The 15379-nt window shown below is 58.5% G+C and carries 15 protein-coding genes; 1 reads left to right on the top strand and 14 read right to left on the bottom strand.

What is annotated here, in order from left to right; genetic code table 11:
* Positions 1-20: 20 nt before the first annotated feature.
* The 14 genes from AAC622_RS02750 to AAC622_RS02685 all read right to left on the bottom strand — a co-directional run bounded on the left by AAC622_RS02750 (position 21) and on the right by AAC622_RS02685 (position 14858).
* Positions 21-182, bottom strand: coding sequence for a hypothetical protein (locus tag AAC622_RS02750; RefSeq protein WP_340260183.1), 162 nt, complete (start codon positions 180-182; stop codon positions 21-23).
* A gap of 65 nt (positions 183-247) precedes the next feature.
* Positions 248-1648, bottom strand: a complete 1401-nt coding sequence (gene murC, locus AAC622_RS02745) for a UDP-N-acetylmuramate--L-alanine ligase (protein ID WP_340260182.1) — start codon at positions 1646-1648, stop codon at positions 248-250.
* Positions 1645-2751, bottom strand: coding sequence for a UDP-N-acetylglucosamine--N-acetylmuramyl-(pentapeptide) pyrophosphoryl-undecaprenol N-acetylglucosamine transferase (locus tag AAC622_RS02740; protein ID WP_340260180.1), 1107 nt, complete (start codon positions 2749-2751; stop codon positions 1645-1647). The genes murC and AAC622_RS02740 overlap by 4 nt, the downstream gene beginning before the upstream one ends.
* 4 nt (positions 2752-2755) lie before the next feature.
* Complete coding sequence (locus AAC622_RS02735) at positions 2756-3922, bottom strand: peptidoglycan glycosyltransferase FtsW (RefSeq protein WP_340260179.1); 1167 nt, start codon at positions 3920-3922, stop codon at positions 2756-2758.
* Positions 3923-4023: 101 nt separating this feature from the next.
* Positions 4024-5430 carry a UDP-N-acetylmuramoyl-L-alanine--D-glutamate ligase gene (gene murD / locus AAC622_RS02730; protein ID WP_340260178.1) on the bottom strand — a complete coding sequence of 469 codons (1407 nt, stop codon included), beginning with the start codon at positions 5428-5430 and terminating at the stop codon, positions 4024-4026.
* Between the two features lie 19 nt (positions 5431-5449).
* On the bottom strand, positions 5450-6535 hold the full coding sequence (gene mraY, locus AAC622_RS02725; protein WP_340260176.1) for a phospho-N-acetylmuramoyl-pentapeptide-transferase: 1086 nt from the start codon (positions 6533-6535) through the stop codon (positions 5450-5452).
* A 15-nt stretch (positions 6536-6550) separates the two neighbouring features.
* Positions 6551-7963 carry a UDP-N-acetylmuramoyl-tripeptide--D-alanyl-D-alanine ligase gene (locus AAC622_RS02720; protein ID WP_340260174.1) on the bottom strand — a complete coding sequence of 471 codons (1413 nt, stop codon included), beginning with the start codon at positions 7961-7963 and terminating at the stop codon, positions 6551-6553.
* On the bottom strand, positions 7960-9456 hold the full coding sequence (locus AAC622_RS02715) for a UDP-N-acetylmuramoyl-L-alanyl-D-glutamate--2,6-diaminopimelate ligase (protein ID WP_340260172.1): 1497 nt from the start codon (positions 9454-9456) through the stop codon (positions 7960-7962). Before AAC622_RS02715 ends, AAC622_RS02720 begins: the two co-directional genes overlap by 4 nt.
* A gap of 29 nt (positions 9457-9485) precedes the next feature.
* Positions 9486-11291 carry a peptidoglycan D,D-transpeptidase FtsI family protein gene (locus AAC622_RS02710; RefSeq protein ID WP_340260170.1) on the bottom strand — a complete coding sequence of 602 codons (1806 nt, stop codon included), beginning with the start codon at positions 11289-11291 and terminating at the stop codon, positions 9486-9488.
* Positions 11288-11626 (bottom strand): cell division protein FtsL, encoded by a 339-nt coding sequence (gene ftsL / locus AAC622_RS02705; RefSeq protein WP_340260168.1) that lies wholly within the window; start codon positions 11624-11626, stop codon positions 11288-11290. Before ftsL ends, AAC622_RS02710 begins: the two co-directional genes overlap by 4 nt.
* A gap of 11 nt (positions 11627-11637) precedes the next feature.
* Positions 11638-12654, bottom strand: coding sequence for a 16S rRNA (cytosine(1402)-N(4))-methyltransferase RsmH (gene rsmH, locus AAC622_RS02700; RefSeq protein WP_340260166.1), 1017 nt, complete (start codon positions 12652-12654; stop codon positions 11638-11640).
* 2 nt (positions 12655-12656) lie between these two features.
* Positions 12657-13232 (bottom strand): division/cell wall cluster transcriptional repressor MraZ, encoded by a 576-nt coding sequence (locus AAC622_RS02695; RefSeq protein WP_340260164.1) that lies wholly within the window; start codon positions 13230-13232, stop codon positions 12657-12659.
* A gap of 69 nt (positions 13233-13301) precedes the next feature.
* Positions 13302-13619: a hypothetical protein gene (locus AAC622_RS02690; RefSeq protein WP_340260163.1), complete on the bottom strand. Its 318-nt coding sequence runs from the start codon at positions 13617-13619 to the stop codon at positions 13302-13304.
* Positions 13620-13742: 123 nt separating this feature from the next.
* A complete protein-coding gene (locus AAC622_RS02685; protein WP_340260162.1) occupies positions 13743-14858 on the bottom strand; it encodes an Mrp/NBP35 family ATP-binding protein in 1116 nt (371 codons plus the stop codon).
* A 294-nt stretch (positions 14859-15152) separates the two neighbouring features.
* On the opposite strand from AAC622_RS02685, the gene AAC622_RS02680 reads away from it, so the two are divergent.
* On the top strand, positions 15153-15374 hold the full coding sequence (locus AAC622_RS02680) for a DUF1127 domain-containing protein (RefSeq protein ID WP_317655235.1): 222 nt from the start codon (positions 15153-15155) through the stop codon (positions 15372-15374).
* Positions 15375-15379: the final 5 nt, after the last annotated feature.

The following is a 15379-nucleotide window of genomic DNA, read 5'->3' as shown; positions in this document are numbered from 1 at the left end:
TAGACTGCACCAAAAAACAGTTAAGTAGCCAGATCATCTTGTTTTGACCGCGCCCAAAAAGGCAAAACTCGCATGGCCGCGCGGCAAGCAATCAGCTGCGCTACCCGCAATGCCTGCTCCTCAGGCAGGCCCTTCAACCAAGCCCTCAGATCATCTGCCGATTGAATATCTTTCGCTTTCATGCAGCCAAACCCCTGACACCGTTACCCGAGTCAAGAGTGGCCCAATTCAGACCTAAATAGCAAACCTATTTCTGCAACCGCCCCACAAGGCCATGCGCCCATGCGCTGATCGTGCCTGCGCCGAGGCAGACCACGATATCGCCTGATTTGGCCTGGGCGCGCACAAGCGCCTCGAGCGCGTCTTCGCTGTCGACTACATGCGCGTTGCGGTGGCCGTGGCGGGTGAGGCCCGCGACCAGATCATCGCGGGATGCGCCCGCAATGGGCGCCTCGCCTGCGGCGTAAACCTCGGCAATGCCAACCACATCAGCATCGTTAAAGCAGCTGCAAAAATCCTCGAACAGGGAGGAGAGGCGCGTATAGCGATGGGGTTGATGCACCGCGATCACGCGCCCCTCGCTGGCCTGCCTTGCGGCGCGCAAAACGGCCGCGATTTCCACGGGGTGGTGGCCGTAATCATCAATGATAGCGATGCCATCCACCTCGCCCAATTTGGTGAAGCGGCGGTTGACCCCCTTGAAGCCCGCAAGGGCCGCGCGGATTTCATCCGATTTCATGCCCAAATGGCGCGCCACGGCAACGGCGGCCAGCGCGTTTGAGACATTGTGATCGCCGGGCATAGGCAGGGTGCAGCCTGCAATCACCCGATCCTCGCCGCGCAGTGCGATGTCGAAATGCGCGACACCCTTGACGTAATGCAAGCCCACCGCGCGCACATCGGCCTGCGCGTTGAACCCATATGTCACCACGCGGCGATCCGTGACGCGCCCAACCAGTGCCTGCACCTCGGCATGGTCGGTGCAGCAGACCGCGAGCCCGTAAAAGGGGATATTCGAGACGAAATCGTAAAAGCCTTTGCGGAGATTTTCGATCGTGCCCCAATGTTCCATATGTTCGGGGTCGATATTGGTGACGATAGCGATGGTGGCGGGCAGGCGGTTGAAGGTGCCATCCGATTCATCGGCCTCGACCACCATCCATTCGCCTTGGCCCACGCGGGCGTTTGAGCCATAAGCGTGGATGATGCCGCCATTGATCACAGTGGGGTCAATGCCGCCCGCATCGAGCAGGGTCGCCACAAGGGTGGTGGTGGTGGTTTTGCCATGCGTGCCTGCAATCGCCACATTCGAGCGCAGGCGCATCAATTCGGCCAACATCTCGGCACGGCGCACCATCGGCAAGCCCCGCGCGCGCGCTGCGTCAAATTCAGGATTGCCCGGTTTGATGGCGGAGGAGATCACAACCACCTCGGCCCCGTCCAAATTTTCTGCCGCCTGCCCGATAAAGATCCGCGCGCCCAATGCCGCAAGACGTTCGGTGATCTTGCTTTCCTTCAGGTCAGATCCTTGCACCGCATAGCCGTGGTTCAACAGCACCTCAGCAATACCCGACATGCCAATGCCGCCAATGCCTGTGAAATGGATCGGCCCAAGCTGTGTGGGCAGTTTTGTGGCGGCGGCGTTCATGATCTTCCTTTCGCTGCAATTTCCTCGACCATCGAAACAAGACGATCGGTGGCATCTGGCACGGATTGCGCAAGCGCGGCATTTGCCATGGCTTGGGCCTGTGCGGGGTCGGCCAAAACCTCAAGCATGGCTCCTGATAGGCTGTCGGCGTTCAGCTCATGTTCCGCAATCGCAAGGCTTGCCCCTGCGGCGACCATAGGGCCGGCATTGGCGGTTTGATGATCTGCGGTGGCGGCGGCAAAGGGGATGAAAATCGCAGGCCGCCCAATGACCGAAATATCCGCAACCGAGGACGCGCCTGCGCGGCTGATTACCAATTGCGCCTCAGCGATCCGGCGAGGGATATCATCGAAAAACGGCTGCACCTCGGCGGTGACACCCAAATAATCATAGGCACGGATGACGCGATCAATATCCTCGGGGCGGGCCTGTTGGGCCACGCGCAAGCGCGCCAAAATTCCTTTGGGCAGTTTCGCCACCGCATTTGGCACAATTTCAGACAGGATACGCGCGCCTTGGCTGCCACCGATGATCACAAGTGACAGGGGCCAATCGCCGGGCGGTGTATAAACGGCGCCTGCGCGCGCCATCACCGCAGCCCGCACAGGGTTGCCGATATGATCCGCCTGTGCGCCCTCAGGCAGGCGCGTGGGCCATGTGCCACAGGCCACCCGATCCACGCGCCGCGCAAACAGATGATTGACGCGACCAAGGACGCCATTTTGCTCATGCAAGGCCCGCGGACGCCGCGCAATCCACGCCGCGGCCAATGCGGGAATGGTCGGATACCCGCCAAAGCCTATGACAATATCGGGCTGAAGGCGGCGCTGCAGCAGCAAGGCCGATAGAATACCCCCCAAGATTTTAAAGGGCGCCTTAAGTTTATCGGCCAGCCCCCCTTGGGCGAATGTGGCCGCCGCCACTGTTTGCATAGACACCACATGGGGAAATCCCCCCGCATAGCGCGCGCCGCGCGCATCTGTCGAAAGCGTCACCTGCCACCCCTGCCGCACCAAGGCCTCGGCCAAAGCTTGGGCGGGGAACATATGCCCCCCCGTTCCCCCTGCCGCGATGATAGCGTGACGCGCGCCTCCAGTCCCCATCGGATCAACGCCCCCTCTTGCTAAAGATATCGGCCAAATCACCCTGTGGCCGCGCGCGGGTAAAGGCCAAAATCATCCCCATCGCAAGACCTGTTGCAAGGATAGAAGAGCCGCCATAGGACACAAAGGGCAAGGTCATGCCCTTTGCAGGCAAAAGCCGCACCGCAACGCCCATATTGATAAAGGCCTGTAGCGCAAACATGGTCACAAGACCCGTGCCTGCAAGGCGGATGAACGGGTCGCGTTCTTTGAGCAAACGCAGGAAACTGCGAAAGGCGATTGCCGCGAAGAGGGCGATGATGATCAACACAAGGATCACACCATATTCTTCGGCAGCGACCGCAATAATGAAATCGGTATGCGCGTCAGGCAATGTCCATTTCACGGCACCCTCGCCCAAGCCTGCGCCAAAAAACCCACCTTCACGGATTGCATTGGCCGCATAAGCAAGCTGGGTGTTTGGCGCTACTTCGGCGCTGAGGAACCCATCAATACGGCGCGCAAAATGCTCGGAGGCATGATAGGCAAAGATGCCCCCGACCCCTGCAAGCGCCACAACGCTGACCATGAGAATAATGGGCGCGCCTGCAACGAAATAGATCACGCACCACCCCATCAAGATCAGGGCCGCCTGACCGAAATCAGGCTGCATCACCAAAATGCCAACAATGAGAATGGTCAATCCAAAGGACAGGCGCTTGCCTGGCGGGCCTGCCAATTCTTGGCTTGCGGCGACCATCCAAGCGACTGTGACAATGTAGAGGGGTTTTAGAAATTCAGATGGCTGCACCGAAGCAAACCCAAGCGAATACCACCGCACAGCGCCTTGCCCAAAATCAGTGCCAAAAATCGGCAGCGCCGCAAGGGATAGAAACGCGCCACCAAACCCCACCACCGCAAAGCGGCGTAGCATGAGCGGCGGCAGCATCGACACTAACAGCATCCCGATCATCGCCGCACCGCCAAAGATGGCTTGGCGTGTTACATAGTGAAAGGGCGGGTGACCATTGCGTTCGGCCAAAGGTGGCGATGCGGCAAAGCCCAATAACAGGCCAATCGCAAAAAGTGCCAAAATGCAGCCTATTGTGCCGCGATCAACGGTGCGCCACCAACGGGGCAAAACCGCTTCGCCTGATTGCACAAGAACTGTGCCATGCGCCATTTCTGTCATGGGATATACCGCCCGATACTGCCTCAACCGCCCGATTTTTCGGGTCTCATTGGCAAATTAGCGAAATTTATTCCCGAAAGCCAGAGAAAGCCGCATCAGCCCTACGATTGCGCAAGAACTTGCGCAACTTGGGCGGCAAAATCATCGCCCCGCTTCTCAAAATTGTCGTATTGATCAAAACTAGCGGCGGCAGGGGCCAATAGAACTACATCGCCCGGCTCGGCCTCGGCGACAGCGCGGGCCACTGCGGTGGCCATATCGGTGCAAATCTCTTTGGGAAGATCCCCCAAATTCAAGGCAAATTTTGCAGCTTCGCGCCCGATGATATAGGCCTTTTTGACCGAGCCGAAATGTGGCCGTGCCACATCAAGCCCGCCCTCTTTCTCAAGCCCGCCACAAATCCAACGGATGGCAGGATAAGCGGCAAGCGCCTTGGCAGCGGCATCAGCATTGGTGGCCTTGCTGTCATTGACGAAACGCACACCGCCCAGTTCGCCCAAAACCTGACTGCGATGCGGCAGGCCCTTGAAGGAATGCAACGCGTCCTCGATCACGCGCGGCGCAAGGCCAAGCGCGCGCGCCACCGCATAGGCCGCACAGGCGTTTTGATGGTTATGCGCGCCTGCAAGCCCCGCGATATCGCGCAAATCAATAGAGGCCACCTGCCGCCCCTTGCGCCATTCCGACAGCCAGCCTTTACGTGCAAAGACATCCCAATTCGTGCCGTCTAATTTCTGCGCAGAGGAGATGCGGATCACCCGATCATCCCCTGCCCCTTGGGTCAGTTGATTGGACAAGGACAGTCCTTCAACCTCATCAATCCCGATCACGGCGCGATCTGGGCCACCTTCGGCAAAGAGCTTGCGCTTGGCCGCATAATAGCCCCCCATCCCACCATGACGATCCAAATGATCCGCTGACAGGTTGGTAAAGACCGCAATATCGGGCGTCAGGGCGCGGGCAAGCTCGGTTTGGTAGGAGGATAATTCCAACACGACCACCCCTCCATCTTCGGGCGGATCAATATCCAAAACACCGCGCCCAATATTGCCCGCAAGCTGCACAGATACGCCCGCAACATTCAAAATATGGGCGATTAGCGCCGAGGTGGTCGATTTTCCGTTTGACCCTGTCACCGCAACCACGCGTGGGGGGCGGTCAAATTGCGCCCAATCCGCCTGACCAAGCGCCGCGAAAAACAGGCCCACATCATTATCAACGGGCACATTGGCGCGATAGGCGGCCAAAATTGCGGGATGCGGCGCGGGGTAGAGATTGGGGATACCGGGCGAGGTGATCAGGCGCGACACGCCCTCAAAAGCGCCTGCCTTTGTTAGATCAGTGACCACAAACCCATCCGCCTCGGCGCGCGTGCGCGCCTCTTGCCCATCATCCCAAACAAGCGCAATGGCCCCACCTGCTTGCAGCGCCCGCGCTGTGGCAAGACCCGAACGGCCCAAGCCCAAAACAGCGATTTTTTGACCTGAAAACCCAGTGACGGGGATCATTTGACCGCTCCTTGCTTTGTTAGCGCAGTTTCAATGTCGCAAGGCCAATCAGCGCAAGGATAAGAGAAATGATCCAGAAGCGGATCACCACTTGCGGCTCAGCCCAGCCTTTTTTCTCAAAATGGTGATGGATGGGGGCCATCAAGAACACGCGTTTGCCTGTGCGTTTGAAATAGAGAACTTGGATAATAACGCTCATCGCTTCGGCCACGAACAAGCCGCCCACGATGGCCAAAACAATTTCGTGCTTTGTGGCAACGGCGATGGCGCCCAAAGCCCCGCCCAAGGCGAGCGAGCCTGTATCCCCCATAAACACGGCTGCGGGCGGGGCATTATACCATAGGAACCCAAGACCGCCGCCGATCAGACCCGCGCAAAACACCAGCAATTCGCCCGTTCCCGGCACGTAATGCACATCAAGATATTCCGTGAAATCGACCCGCCCCACCGCATAGGCAATCACGCCAAGCGCGGCTGCGGCGATCATCACGGGCATGATGGCCAAGCCATCCAAACCATCGGTCAGGTTGACGGCATTGGCGCTGCCCACAATCACAATCATGGCAAAGGGGATAAAGACATAGCCCAGATTGATCAGCACATCTTTGAACACAGGCACGGCCAGTTGCAGCGTCAGATCATCAGGGTGCAAAGCTGAGGCTGAAATGCTGGCCACAGCCGCGATCACAAAGCCAAGCGCCAAGCGCAATTTGCCCGAAAGCCCCGCCGTGGTTTGGCGGCTGACCTTGGCCCAATCATCCGCCAGACCGATCAGGCCAAAGGCCACAGTCACCCCCAAGACAATCCAGACAAAGCCATTATCAAGCCGCGCCCAAAGCAACGTGGACAGCGTCAGCGCCGCAAGGATCAGCAAGCCCCCCATTGTGGGCGTGCCTGCCTTGGTTGCAATGTGATGCGCAGGCCCATCTTCACGAATGGGTTGTCCCTTGGCATAGCGGCGGCGCAGCGCGTTGATCAGAGGGCGGCCAAAGATAAAACCAAAGATCAGCGCCGTAAAAAACGCGGCACCCGCACGGAAGGTGATATAGCGGAACAGGTTAAAGAGGTCGCCGCCATCTGACAATTCGCTGAGCCAATACAACATATGGCGGTTCTCCCCTTAGCGTTCCTGAACGGATTGCCCGAGATTACGCAATGCGTCAACCACGCGCGCAAGTTTTACGCTGTTTGAACCTTTCAGAAGGACTATATCGCCCTCCTCTAGGGTTTTGGGCAGGGCGCGCGCCATCTCATCGGCGGTTTCGCAATGCAGCCCGCGCTTATCGCTTGGCAGGGCTTCGTGCAAATGTTCCATCAAGCCGCCCACTGTATGAATGCGCTCGATCTTGGCGATGCTTGCAAGATCAGCCAATTCTGCGTGCATCGAGGGGCCTTGTGCGCCCAATTCCAACATATCGCCCAAAACCGCCACACGGCGGCGTGCCTCTGCAGAAGCCAGAACATCAAGCGCGGCTGCGATAGAGGCAGGATTGGCGTTATAGGCATCATCTATCATTTCAATCTCGCCTGCATGGGCATGACGATTTGACAGGGTCAAACGCTCGCGGGTGCCGCGCCCTGTTACGGCTTGCCAATCCGACAGACCAAGGGCCGCCAGCGCCACATCCCCGCCCAAAGCAGCAACACTGGCCATAACGGCCACCGCATTCAGCGCCAAATGCCGCCCTGCGGTGTTCAGCTTGAACAGATGCGTGTCACCGTCAAAGACCATCGAGACAATGGTGCGATCCTCGATAATCTCAACCGAAGCCAAGCACGCCGCGGCGGTTTCAGCCTCGCCAAAACGAAGGACGCGGGCGGCACAGGCAGTTGCTTTGTCTTGCAAAATGGCGCTCGTCTCAACATCGGCATTAACAAGGGCGATCCCACCTGTCTCAAGCCCCTCATAGATGCTCGCCTTTTCATGGGCGATCCCCTCAAGACTGCCAAATGCCTCTAGATGGGCGGCGGCCACGGTGGTCACAATGGCCAAATGGGGCCGCACCATGCGCGCCAAGGGAGCGATTTCGCCAGGCGCATTCATGCCGATTTCAATCACCGCGAAATCTGTCTCGCGCGGCATCCGCGCCAAGGTCAAAGGCACGCCCCAGTGATTGTTATAGGAGGCAACCGAAGCATGCACCCGCCCCAAGGGTGCGAGGGCTGCGCGCATCATTTCTTTACTGGTGGTTTTGCCAACCGACCCCGTAATGGCGACCACCTGCCCCGTCATACGTGCGCGCCCTGCGCGCCCCAAATCTTCAAGCGCGGTTTGCACATCCTCCACAAGGATCATGGGCGCATCTTGTGCAACGCCGTCAGGAATGCGGCTGACCAACGCGCCTGCGGCACCTTTGGCCAAGGCATCCGCCACAAAATCATGGCCATCGCGCGCGGCAGACAAGGCCACAAAGAAATCCCCTGCCATAAGGCTGCGGGTGTCAATCGAGATGCCTGTGACCTCAAAATCTGGCCCATGCGTGCGGCCAAGGGTGGCCGCGGCAATCTCGGCTGATGTCCAAAGCGCGCTCATTGCTGACCCTCCAATGCGCTCACGGCAAGGCTTGCCTGTTCGAGATCATCGAACGGATAGGTAACGTCACCGACAATCTGCCCTGTTTCATGCCCTTTGCCCGCAATCAAAAGCGCATCGCCTGGCGCCAAATCGGCCACGGCGCGCAAAATCGCTTCGGCGCGATCGCCGACCTCGCGGGCTTGCGGGCAGGCCTCAAGAATGGCGGCCCGAATGGCGGCGGGGTCTTCGCTGCGGGGGTTATCATCGGTGACAGTGATGCAATCTGCATTGGCGGCGGCCTCGCCCCCCATCAAAGGGCGCTTGGCGCGGTCGCGATCCCCGCCTGCACCAAAGACGAGATGAAGCCGCCCCATAACATGCGGCCTGAGCGCCAAAAGCGCCGTGCGCAACGCATCGGGCGTATGCGCATAATCGACAAAAACAGGCGCGCCATTGGCACGGGTTGCTGCAAGCTGCATTCGCCCGCGCACGCCTTGTAGGCGCGGCAGCGTAGCAAAAACCGCGTCAGGGGCGGCCCCTGCCGCAATCACCAAACCCGCCGCGACCAAGACATTCATGGCCTGAAACCCACCAATGAGGGACAGCCGCGCGCGATAGGGGTCATCTTGCCATGTAAAGAGTAAATCCTGACCCCGTTCATCCAAGCGCCGCGCCGTAATACGCAGGCGTGCATTTGGCTCATTCTCACCCACGGTGATCACTTCAATCTCTCGCGCCTCGGCGATGGCGGCAATGGCCGCCCCTTTGGGATCATCGAGATTGACCACGACAGTGCCATTTTCATCCAAAACTTGGCGAAAGAGGCGGGCTTTGGCCTCGAAATAGGCCTCCATCGTGCAGTGATAGTCGAGGTGATCTTGGGTGAAATTGGTAAAACCCGCCGCAGCCAAGCGCACACCGTCAAGGCGATATTGATCAAGCCCGTGTGACGAGGCCTCCATCGCGGCATGGGTGACGCCCGCCTCGGCCATATCGCGCAACAAGGCGTGTAAGCTCAAAGGATCGGGCGTTGTGTGGGTGCCTGCGGCGGCAAAACTGCCCTCCACGCCCGTGGTGCCGATATTCACCGCATCAAAACCCAAGGCGTTCCAAATCTGACGGGTAAAGCTTGCGACACTAGTTTTGCCATTGGTGCCTGTCACTGCGACCATGGTATCGGGCTGCGCGCCAAACCACAGGGCAGCGGCCTGCGCCAATGCTGCGCGCGGCTCAGCCACGACAATCAGGCTGGCATTGTGATCAGCGGCGAAATCACCAATGATCTTTGCGCCCTCAGGGTCGGTTAAAATCGCCGCCGCCCCCGCGGCAAGCACCGCTTGCGCAAAACTGGCCCCATGGGCATGGCTGCCTGCAAGGGCCGCGAAGACCTCGCCCTGTTTGATCTTGCGGCTATCAAGACACAAACCCGTCACCGCCACATCCCCACCCCGCGTTGGGGTCAACCCAAGCGATGAAAGGCGGATTGTCTCATCGCGATGGGACGCAGGCATGGGTTAATCCTTTGGTCGGTTTGGCAAAATCACTCGATATGGCTCGATAGCTGAGAAACCCCACTTTGCGCAATCTCTGCTGCACCACGCGGCTGCAGATTCAGCAAAGGGCCTACGCGGCGTAGGATTTCTGCGGCCACTGGCGCAGCCGTCCATCCCGCAGTGCGGCGCGTCTCGCCGAGGGCGACAATTTCAGGTTCGTCCAAAGTTACGATAATCACATATTGCGGGTCACTCATTGGAAAGGCCCCTGCGAAGGTCGCAATCACGCGATCCTCATAATAGCCGCCCGATGGGTTGGGCTTATCGGCCGTGCCCGTTTTCCCGCCCATTTCATAGCCTTCGACCTCGGCAAGGCTGGCTGTGCCACCATCGACCACGGCACGCATCATGGCACGGATTTGTGCAGAGGTATCTTCGGAAATGATGCGCGCCCCCGTCTGCGGCGCGCCCCGCTGTGCGATCAAAGTCGGCGCAACCCGCGTGCCACCATTGACCATCGCGGCAAATCCCGCCGCCAAATGCAAAGGCGATATCGACAGACCATGGCCGTAGGACACAGTCATAGTTGAAAGGCGTTCCCATCTCGCGGGGATCATCGGGCGGCCCGTTGGGGCCTCGACAATCTCAAGGGGGGTTGGTTCAAGCAAACCCAAATCTTCGAGGAACAGGCGTTGGCGATCTGGCCCGATCTCATCAGCAATACGCGCCGTGCCGATATTTGACGAATGCACAATCACTTCGGTCGCGGTTTGGCGTGGCCCGTAATTGTGGAAGTCGCGGATGTTAAACCCTGCAATCCGCAACGGGCTTGTTGTGTCGATTGATGTCTCAGGCGTCACCATGTCCAATTCCAAGGCCTGCGCCATGGTGAAGATTTTGAACACAGACCCAAGCTCATACACGCCCTGCACCGCGCGGTTAAAGAGCGGGCTTTGGCTCGGATCATTGCCCGATGTCAGCGGACGGGGCCGCGCATTGGGGTCAAAATCAGGCAGGTTTGCAAGGGAGATCACCTCGCCCGTATGGGCATCCATCAACACCGCCGAAGCGCCGCGCGCATTCATCAATCCCATGCCAGACGCGAGAACTTCCTCGGTGGCGGACTGGATGGCCAAATCCATCGACAGGCGCAGCGGCGTATGTGCGCGGGCAGGATCGCGCAATTCGACGTCAAACTGCGCCTCAAGCCCCGCAACACCTACGATTTCTGCGGCATTCACGGCCTCTTGCCCGAACCCTGCGCCACCCAAAACATGCGCCGCAATCGCGCCATTAGGGTAAAGCCGAATTTCGCGCGGGCCAAAGAGCAAGCCAGGCTCGCCCAGATCATGCACAGCTTGTTCCTGCTCGGGGCTGATGGAGCGGCGCAACCAAAGGAAGCGGCGCTCAGAGGTCAGTTGCGCGACCAAGCGGTCATAATCCATCTCAGGGAAGATTTCGACCAAACCTTCAGCCGCAGCAAGCGGGTCGACCATCTCGTGGGGGTGGGCGTAAAGCGCATTGGTCAAAAGATTGGTGGCCAAAATGCGCCCCTGCCGATCGACAATATCCGCGCGGGCGGTCTGAATTGCGCTTGCAACAGAGGTCACACCAGGCTCTTGCGGTTCGGAGGCGGCCAAGGCGCCCATGCGCACGCCAACCGCGCCAAAGCCAAGCAAAAAGCACAAAGCCACGACCAAAATCCGCCCCTCGGCCCGCAGGCGCAATTTGTCCCGCTCGGCTTCGTGGCGTTGGCGCAGGTTTTCGCGCTCGATGTAATCGGGGTTTTCACCCTTTTGGCGCGCTTCAATCACCCGTGACAACGGGCGCAAGGGGATGCGTTGACCGCTCATGGTTGATCCTCCAGCACGGCCTCATCCGACACAAGGCTTGCCTCCGTCAGCGCGGCCAGAGGATCAGGGAAAGACACTTCATGAATGGTGGCAAACTGATCTTGCTGCATCGGCAACAGCCCCAAGCGATCAAAATTCATATCGACCAATGCGCGCAAGCGATCAGGACGATTGAGAAAGGCCCATTCCGACCGCAAAATGGCAAGCCGTTCATGATGGGCGGCAATCTCGGCCTCTAGGCGCGCCACTTCGCGTTCGGCTTGCTGGGTTAGGATATTTTGCTGATAGGCCCAAAATCCAAGGCCAATAACGGCAATTGCTGTGAATAAGGACATCAAAGCGCGCATTATGTCACCTCTAACGGGGGCAGGCCCAAAGCACTAAAATCAAGGGGGGCGGGAGCGGCTTCCCCACCGCGCACAGCCAACCGCAATTTCGCAGAGCGCGCGCGGGGGTTCTGCGCGGCTTCCTCGGGGCTTGGTGCGATGGCTTTGCGGGTATTTTGCAGGAAACTGGGGGTTTGGCGCGCGCGCTCTGGGGCGTGGCGCGACCCGCCGCCGCCCGTATCACTGCGCAATTGCATAAAGCGTTTGACCACCCGATCCTCCAATGAATGAAAGGTGACCACCGCCAAAATGCCGCCTTCGCGCAAGATACGCTCTGCGGCCAAAAGGCCCTTAACCAATTGGCCCAATTCATCATTCACCGCGATGCGCAAGGCCTGAAAGCTGCGCGTTGCGGGGTGGCTTTGATTGGGTTTGGGGCGCGGCAGGCAGCCCTCAACGATTTTGGCAAGGGCGGCAGTGGTGGTGATGCGCGCGCCTTTGCGGGCGGCGACAATCGCGCGGGCAATGCGCCGTGCGGCGCGTTCTTCGCCGTAATGATACAAAATATCGGCCAAATGCGCCTCGGGCGCCTCGTTCACCAGATCTTCGGCGGACATCCCTGCTTGGCTCATGCGCATATCAAGCGGGCCGTCACGCATGAATGAAAAGCCACGTTCGGCCAAATCAAGCTGCATAGACGAAACGCCCAGATCCAGCACGACGCCGTCAAGCGCATCATAGCCCACAGAACGGGCATGATCATCAAGAGCGCCAAACTCGCCTGCAACCAATTTCAAACGGTCACCATATTGAGCGCGCCACGCTTCGGCCATCTCAAGCGCCAGAGGATCGCGGTCGACACCAATCACCGATGCCGCCCCCCGATCAAGCAAGCCACGGGCGTAGCCACCAGCGCCGAAAGTTCCATCGAGCCAGTCCCCAGACACGGGTGCTATCTCGGCCAAGATCCGATCCAATAGAACAGGGATATGCGGCCCCTCTGCCCTCGCGGGTTCGTTGAGCTTGGCCGCCGCCATGATCATACGCCCCCGTCATGATCCATCGCTCCAACACCACTAGCCACGAGGGACAGCGGATCAAAGAACTCGTCACCTTGGGCAAGGCTATCAATCAACGCATCAATTTGCGCCTCAGCGTCTTTTGCATCGCTTGGGTTGAGGATGTGAAACTTGTCGCCCATGCCTTGGAACAGCGCCTCATCGGCAAGCGCGATCTTGTCGCGCGCGGCCTGAGGCAGAACCAAACGGCCCGTGTCATCCACGGTGGTTTCATCACATTTCTGATAATAGAGAAATTCCAAAGCGCGGCGCACAGGCGTGCCCAAGGGCGCGCGGCGGATCATCGCGTCAATTTGGTCGAAGGCGTCACCAGACAGACATTCAAGGTAATTCTTCGATTTGTCGCCATAGGCAATGTAAAGGCGCGGAGAGGCGCCCGCCGTAGCCTTGGCATCAGAATTGGCAAGCACACGGCGAAACTTGACCGGAATCGAAATTCGGCCCTTTCCGTCCACCTTGTTCAGGCTCTCGCCCTGAAACCTGCGCTCCACTGCCCTGCCCTCGTTATGGCCCCAATGGCCGTTTCCCCGTAACATCTTCAAACTTTCCCGACCCGTGAAACGACAACGGCGGACCGAGACAGTTTTATGCCCGATCCGCCGCCCTCATCCCATCATCGGGGGCCAATTGCGCAGCACATCTGGGGGGATGGTCTGCTCGCTTACGCAACGGCGCTTCAGCAATTGAGATGCCTGTATGAACACCTGCCTAGAGTTCTTTTTATTATATGCGCCCGCCTGTTTCAGGTTCTGAGCGCGTCTCTTTTGCTGTGTCATCTTTGTCTCATGGAAATATTTCCCAATCAATCCCTTTTTTTGGGAATTTTCCCCAAGATGTGCCTCTAAAGGTCTGAAAATTGCAGCATCTTGTGCCAAAATGGAAAAACCACCCCTGCATGGGGTGGTTTGGAAAATCTCAACCACAATATCTTGATTTTCGGGGTGGCCTTCGATTTGGGGGGAAATTTTCATCCAACCGCGCCAGATCTCGCAAAATCAGCGCATTTTCGCACCTAATTACACGAATCACCTTTGGTTTTTAGGTGATTATGCCATACCACCCGCCACAAGACGGGCGGCCAATTGTGCATAGGCCTCGGCGGCCGCGCCCTCGCTGGCGGCAATCGGCGTGCCTGCATCCCCCGCCAAGCGTGTTTCAAGGGAGATCGGCAAAGCACCCAAGAACGGCACCCCCATTTTTTCGGCCTCAGCCGCCACGCCGCCCTGCCCGAAGATATGCGCCTCATGCCCACATTCGGGGCAAACAAAGCCCGACATATTCTCGACCAGACCCAAAACGGGGGTCTTGAGAGTGGCAAACATATCAAGCGCCTTGCGCGCATCCAGAAGGGCCACATCCTGCGGGGTGGAGACAACAATCGCACCTGTCAGCTTTGATCGCTGGCACAGCGTCATCGCCACATCCCCCGTTCCAGGCGGCAGGTCGACCAAAAGAACATCCAATTCGCCCCAATCAACTTGGGTCATCATTTGCTGCAACGCTCCCATCAACATCGGCCCGCGCCAAACAACCGCCTTTTCTTCGGGCAGCATCAGACCAATCGACATGAATGTGACGCCATGATTGTGCAAAGGCAGGATGGTTTTGCCATCAGGCGAAGCGGGGCGCTTGGTCAAACCCATCATCCGCGGCTGTGAGGGCCCATAGATATCTGCATCCAACAGGCCCACTTTGCGCCCCTGCCGCGAAAGGGCCACGGCGAGGTTAGAAGATAATGTCGATTTCCCAACACCCCCTTTTCCCGATCCAATCGCGATGATCCGCGCAACGCCCTTGGGGTTCATCGGCTCCGATTGCGGCTTGGCATGGCCCCCGATTTTCAGACTTGGGGGGCCATCGGGCGCAGGTTTCGCAGAGTGCGGCGCTTGCTGAGGGGCTTGGGTCGGTGCGGTCAGGGCTATTGAAACGGCGGTCACCCCCGCCTGCGCTTCAAGGGCCTGTTGCAACGCGGCCCGAAACCCCTCGAGAGCGCGCGCCGCCTGCGGCGTTTCTGCTTCGATAATGAATGTGATGCGGCCATCTTCGACTCGCAACGCCCGAACCATATCGCGGGAAATCAGATTTCCGCCGTCTGGAAGGGCAAACTGTGCCAAAAATGCATCAACTTCTGCGCGGGTGATCTGCGACTTTCCGTCCGACATTGGGTGGCAACTCCACGTTTTGGCTCACTCGTCCTTATGTCGCGCGGCGCATGCGCAGCTGCAACCCCCTCTTTTGCTCATAAAATAAACAAAAATCACGAAAGTGACAAAATTATGAAATAGGTCAGCATTTGCTATGCATTTGCTGCATAGCAGAATTGATAAGAAGGCCTATTGTGCAATCGCAGCAATTACCTACATTCATCCGTGTCAGGCCAACATGGCTTGGAACCAAAGCGCTTCGGATAACCCAAAAGCGCGAGCGGTTATGAATATGAACTAAGGAAAACTGAAATGGCCTATCTTGCCACACGCCACGCACCGAGCTTGAGCTTCGCCGAACGTCTGGGGGAAATGAAATCCCACCTGACAGCAGCGATCAAAGCCCGCCGCGTCTATCAGCGCACATTTGATGAGCTGAATAGCCTGAGCGACCGCGAGCTGGCCGATTTGGGCATCGCGCGCAGCAACCTGCGCAACATCGCCCTTGAGGCTGCTTACGGGCGTTACGCCTGAAACAC

Origin of the sequence: Roseobacter sp. HKCCA0882, assembly GCF_037805225.1 — a bacterium.
GTDB lineage: Bacteria > Pseudomonadota > Alphaproteobacteria > Rhodobacterales > Rhodobacteraceae > M30B80.
The sequence above is the reverse complement of the archived record's forward strand: the minus strand, read 5'-3'. Positions and strand labels throughout refer to the sequence as shown.

Bases quoted from the DNA above. Each gene is read 5' to 3' on its own strand.
- AAC622_RS02720 (WP_340260174.1), bottom strand. From the start codon at position 7,963: ATGAGCGCGCTTTGGACATCAGCCGAGATTGCCGCGGCCACCCTTGGC.
- AAC622_RS02750 (WP_340260183.1), bottom strand. From the start codon at position 182: ATGAAAGCGAAAGATATTCAATCGGCAGATGATCTGAGGGCTTGGTTG.
- AAC622_RS02715 (WP_340260172.1), bottom strand. From the start codon at position 9,456: ATGCCTGCGTCCCATCGCGATGAGACAATCCGCCTTTCATCGCTTGGG.
- AAC622_RS02685 (WP_340260162.1), bottom strand. From the start codon at position 14,858: ATGTCGGACGGAAAGTCGCAGATCACCCGCGCAGAAGTTGATGCATTT.
- murD (WP_340260178.1), bottom strand. From the start codon at position 5,430: ATGATCCCCGTCACTGGGTTTTCAGGTCAAAAAATCGCTGTTTTGGGC.
- AAC622_RS02695 (WP_340260164.1), bottom strand. From the start codon at position 13,232: ATGTTACGGGGAAACGGCCATTGGGGCCATAACGAGGGCAGGGCAGTG.
- mraY (WP_340260176.1), bottom strand. From the start codon at position 6,535: ATGTTGTATTGGCTCAGCGAATTGTCAGATGGCGGCGACCTCTTTAAC.
- AAC622_RS02740 (WP_340260180.1), bottom strand. From the start codon at position 2,751: ATGGGGACTGGAGGCGCGCGTCACGCTATCATCGCGGCAGGGGGAACG.
- ftsL (WP_340260168.1), bottom strand. From the start codon at position 11,626: ATGTCCTTATTCACAGCAATTGCCGTTATTGGCCTTGGATTTTGGGCC.
- AAC622_RS02710 (WP_340260170.1), bottom strand. From the start codon at position 11,291: ATGAGCGGTCAACGCATCCCCTTGCGCCCGTTGTCACGGGTGATTGAA.
- AAC622_RS02735 (WP_340260179.1), bottom strand. From the start codon at position 3,922: ATGACAGAAATGGCGCATGGCACAGTTCTTGTGCAATCAGGCGAAGCG.
- murC (WP_340260182.1), bottom strand. From the start codon at position 1,648: ATGAACGCCGCCGCCACAAAACTGCCCACACAGCTTGGGCCGATCCAT.
- AAC622_RS02680 (WP_317655235.1), top strand. From the start codon at position 15,153: ATGGCCTATCTTGCCACACGCCACGCACCGAGCTTGAGCTTCGCCGAA.
- rsmH (WP_340260166.1), bottom strand. From the start codon at position 12,654: ATGGCGGCGGCCAAGCTCAACGAACCCGCGAGGGCAGAGGGGCCGCAT.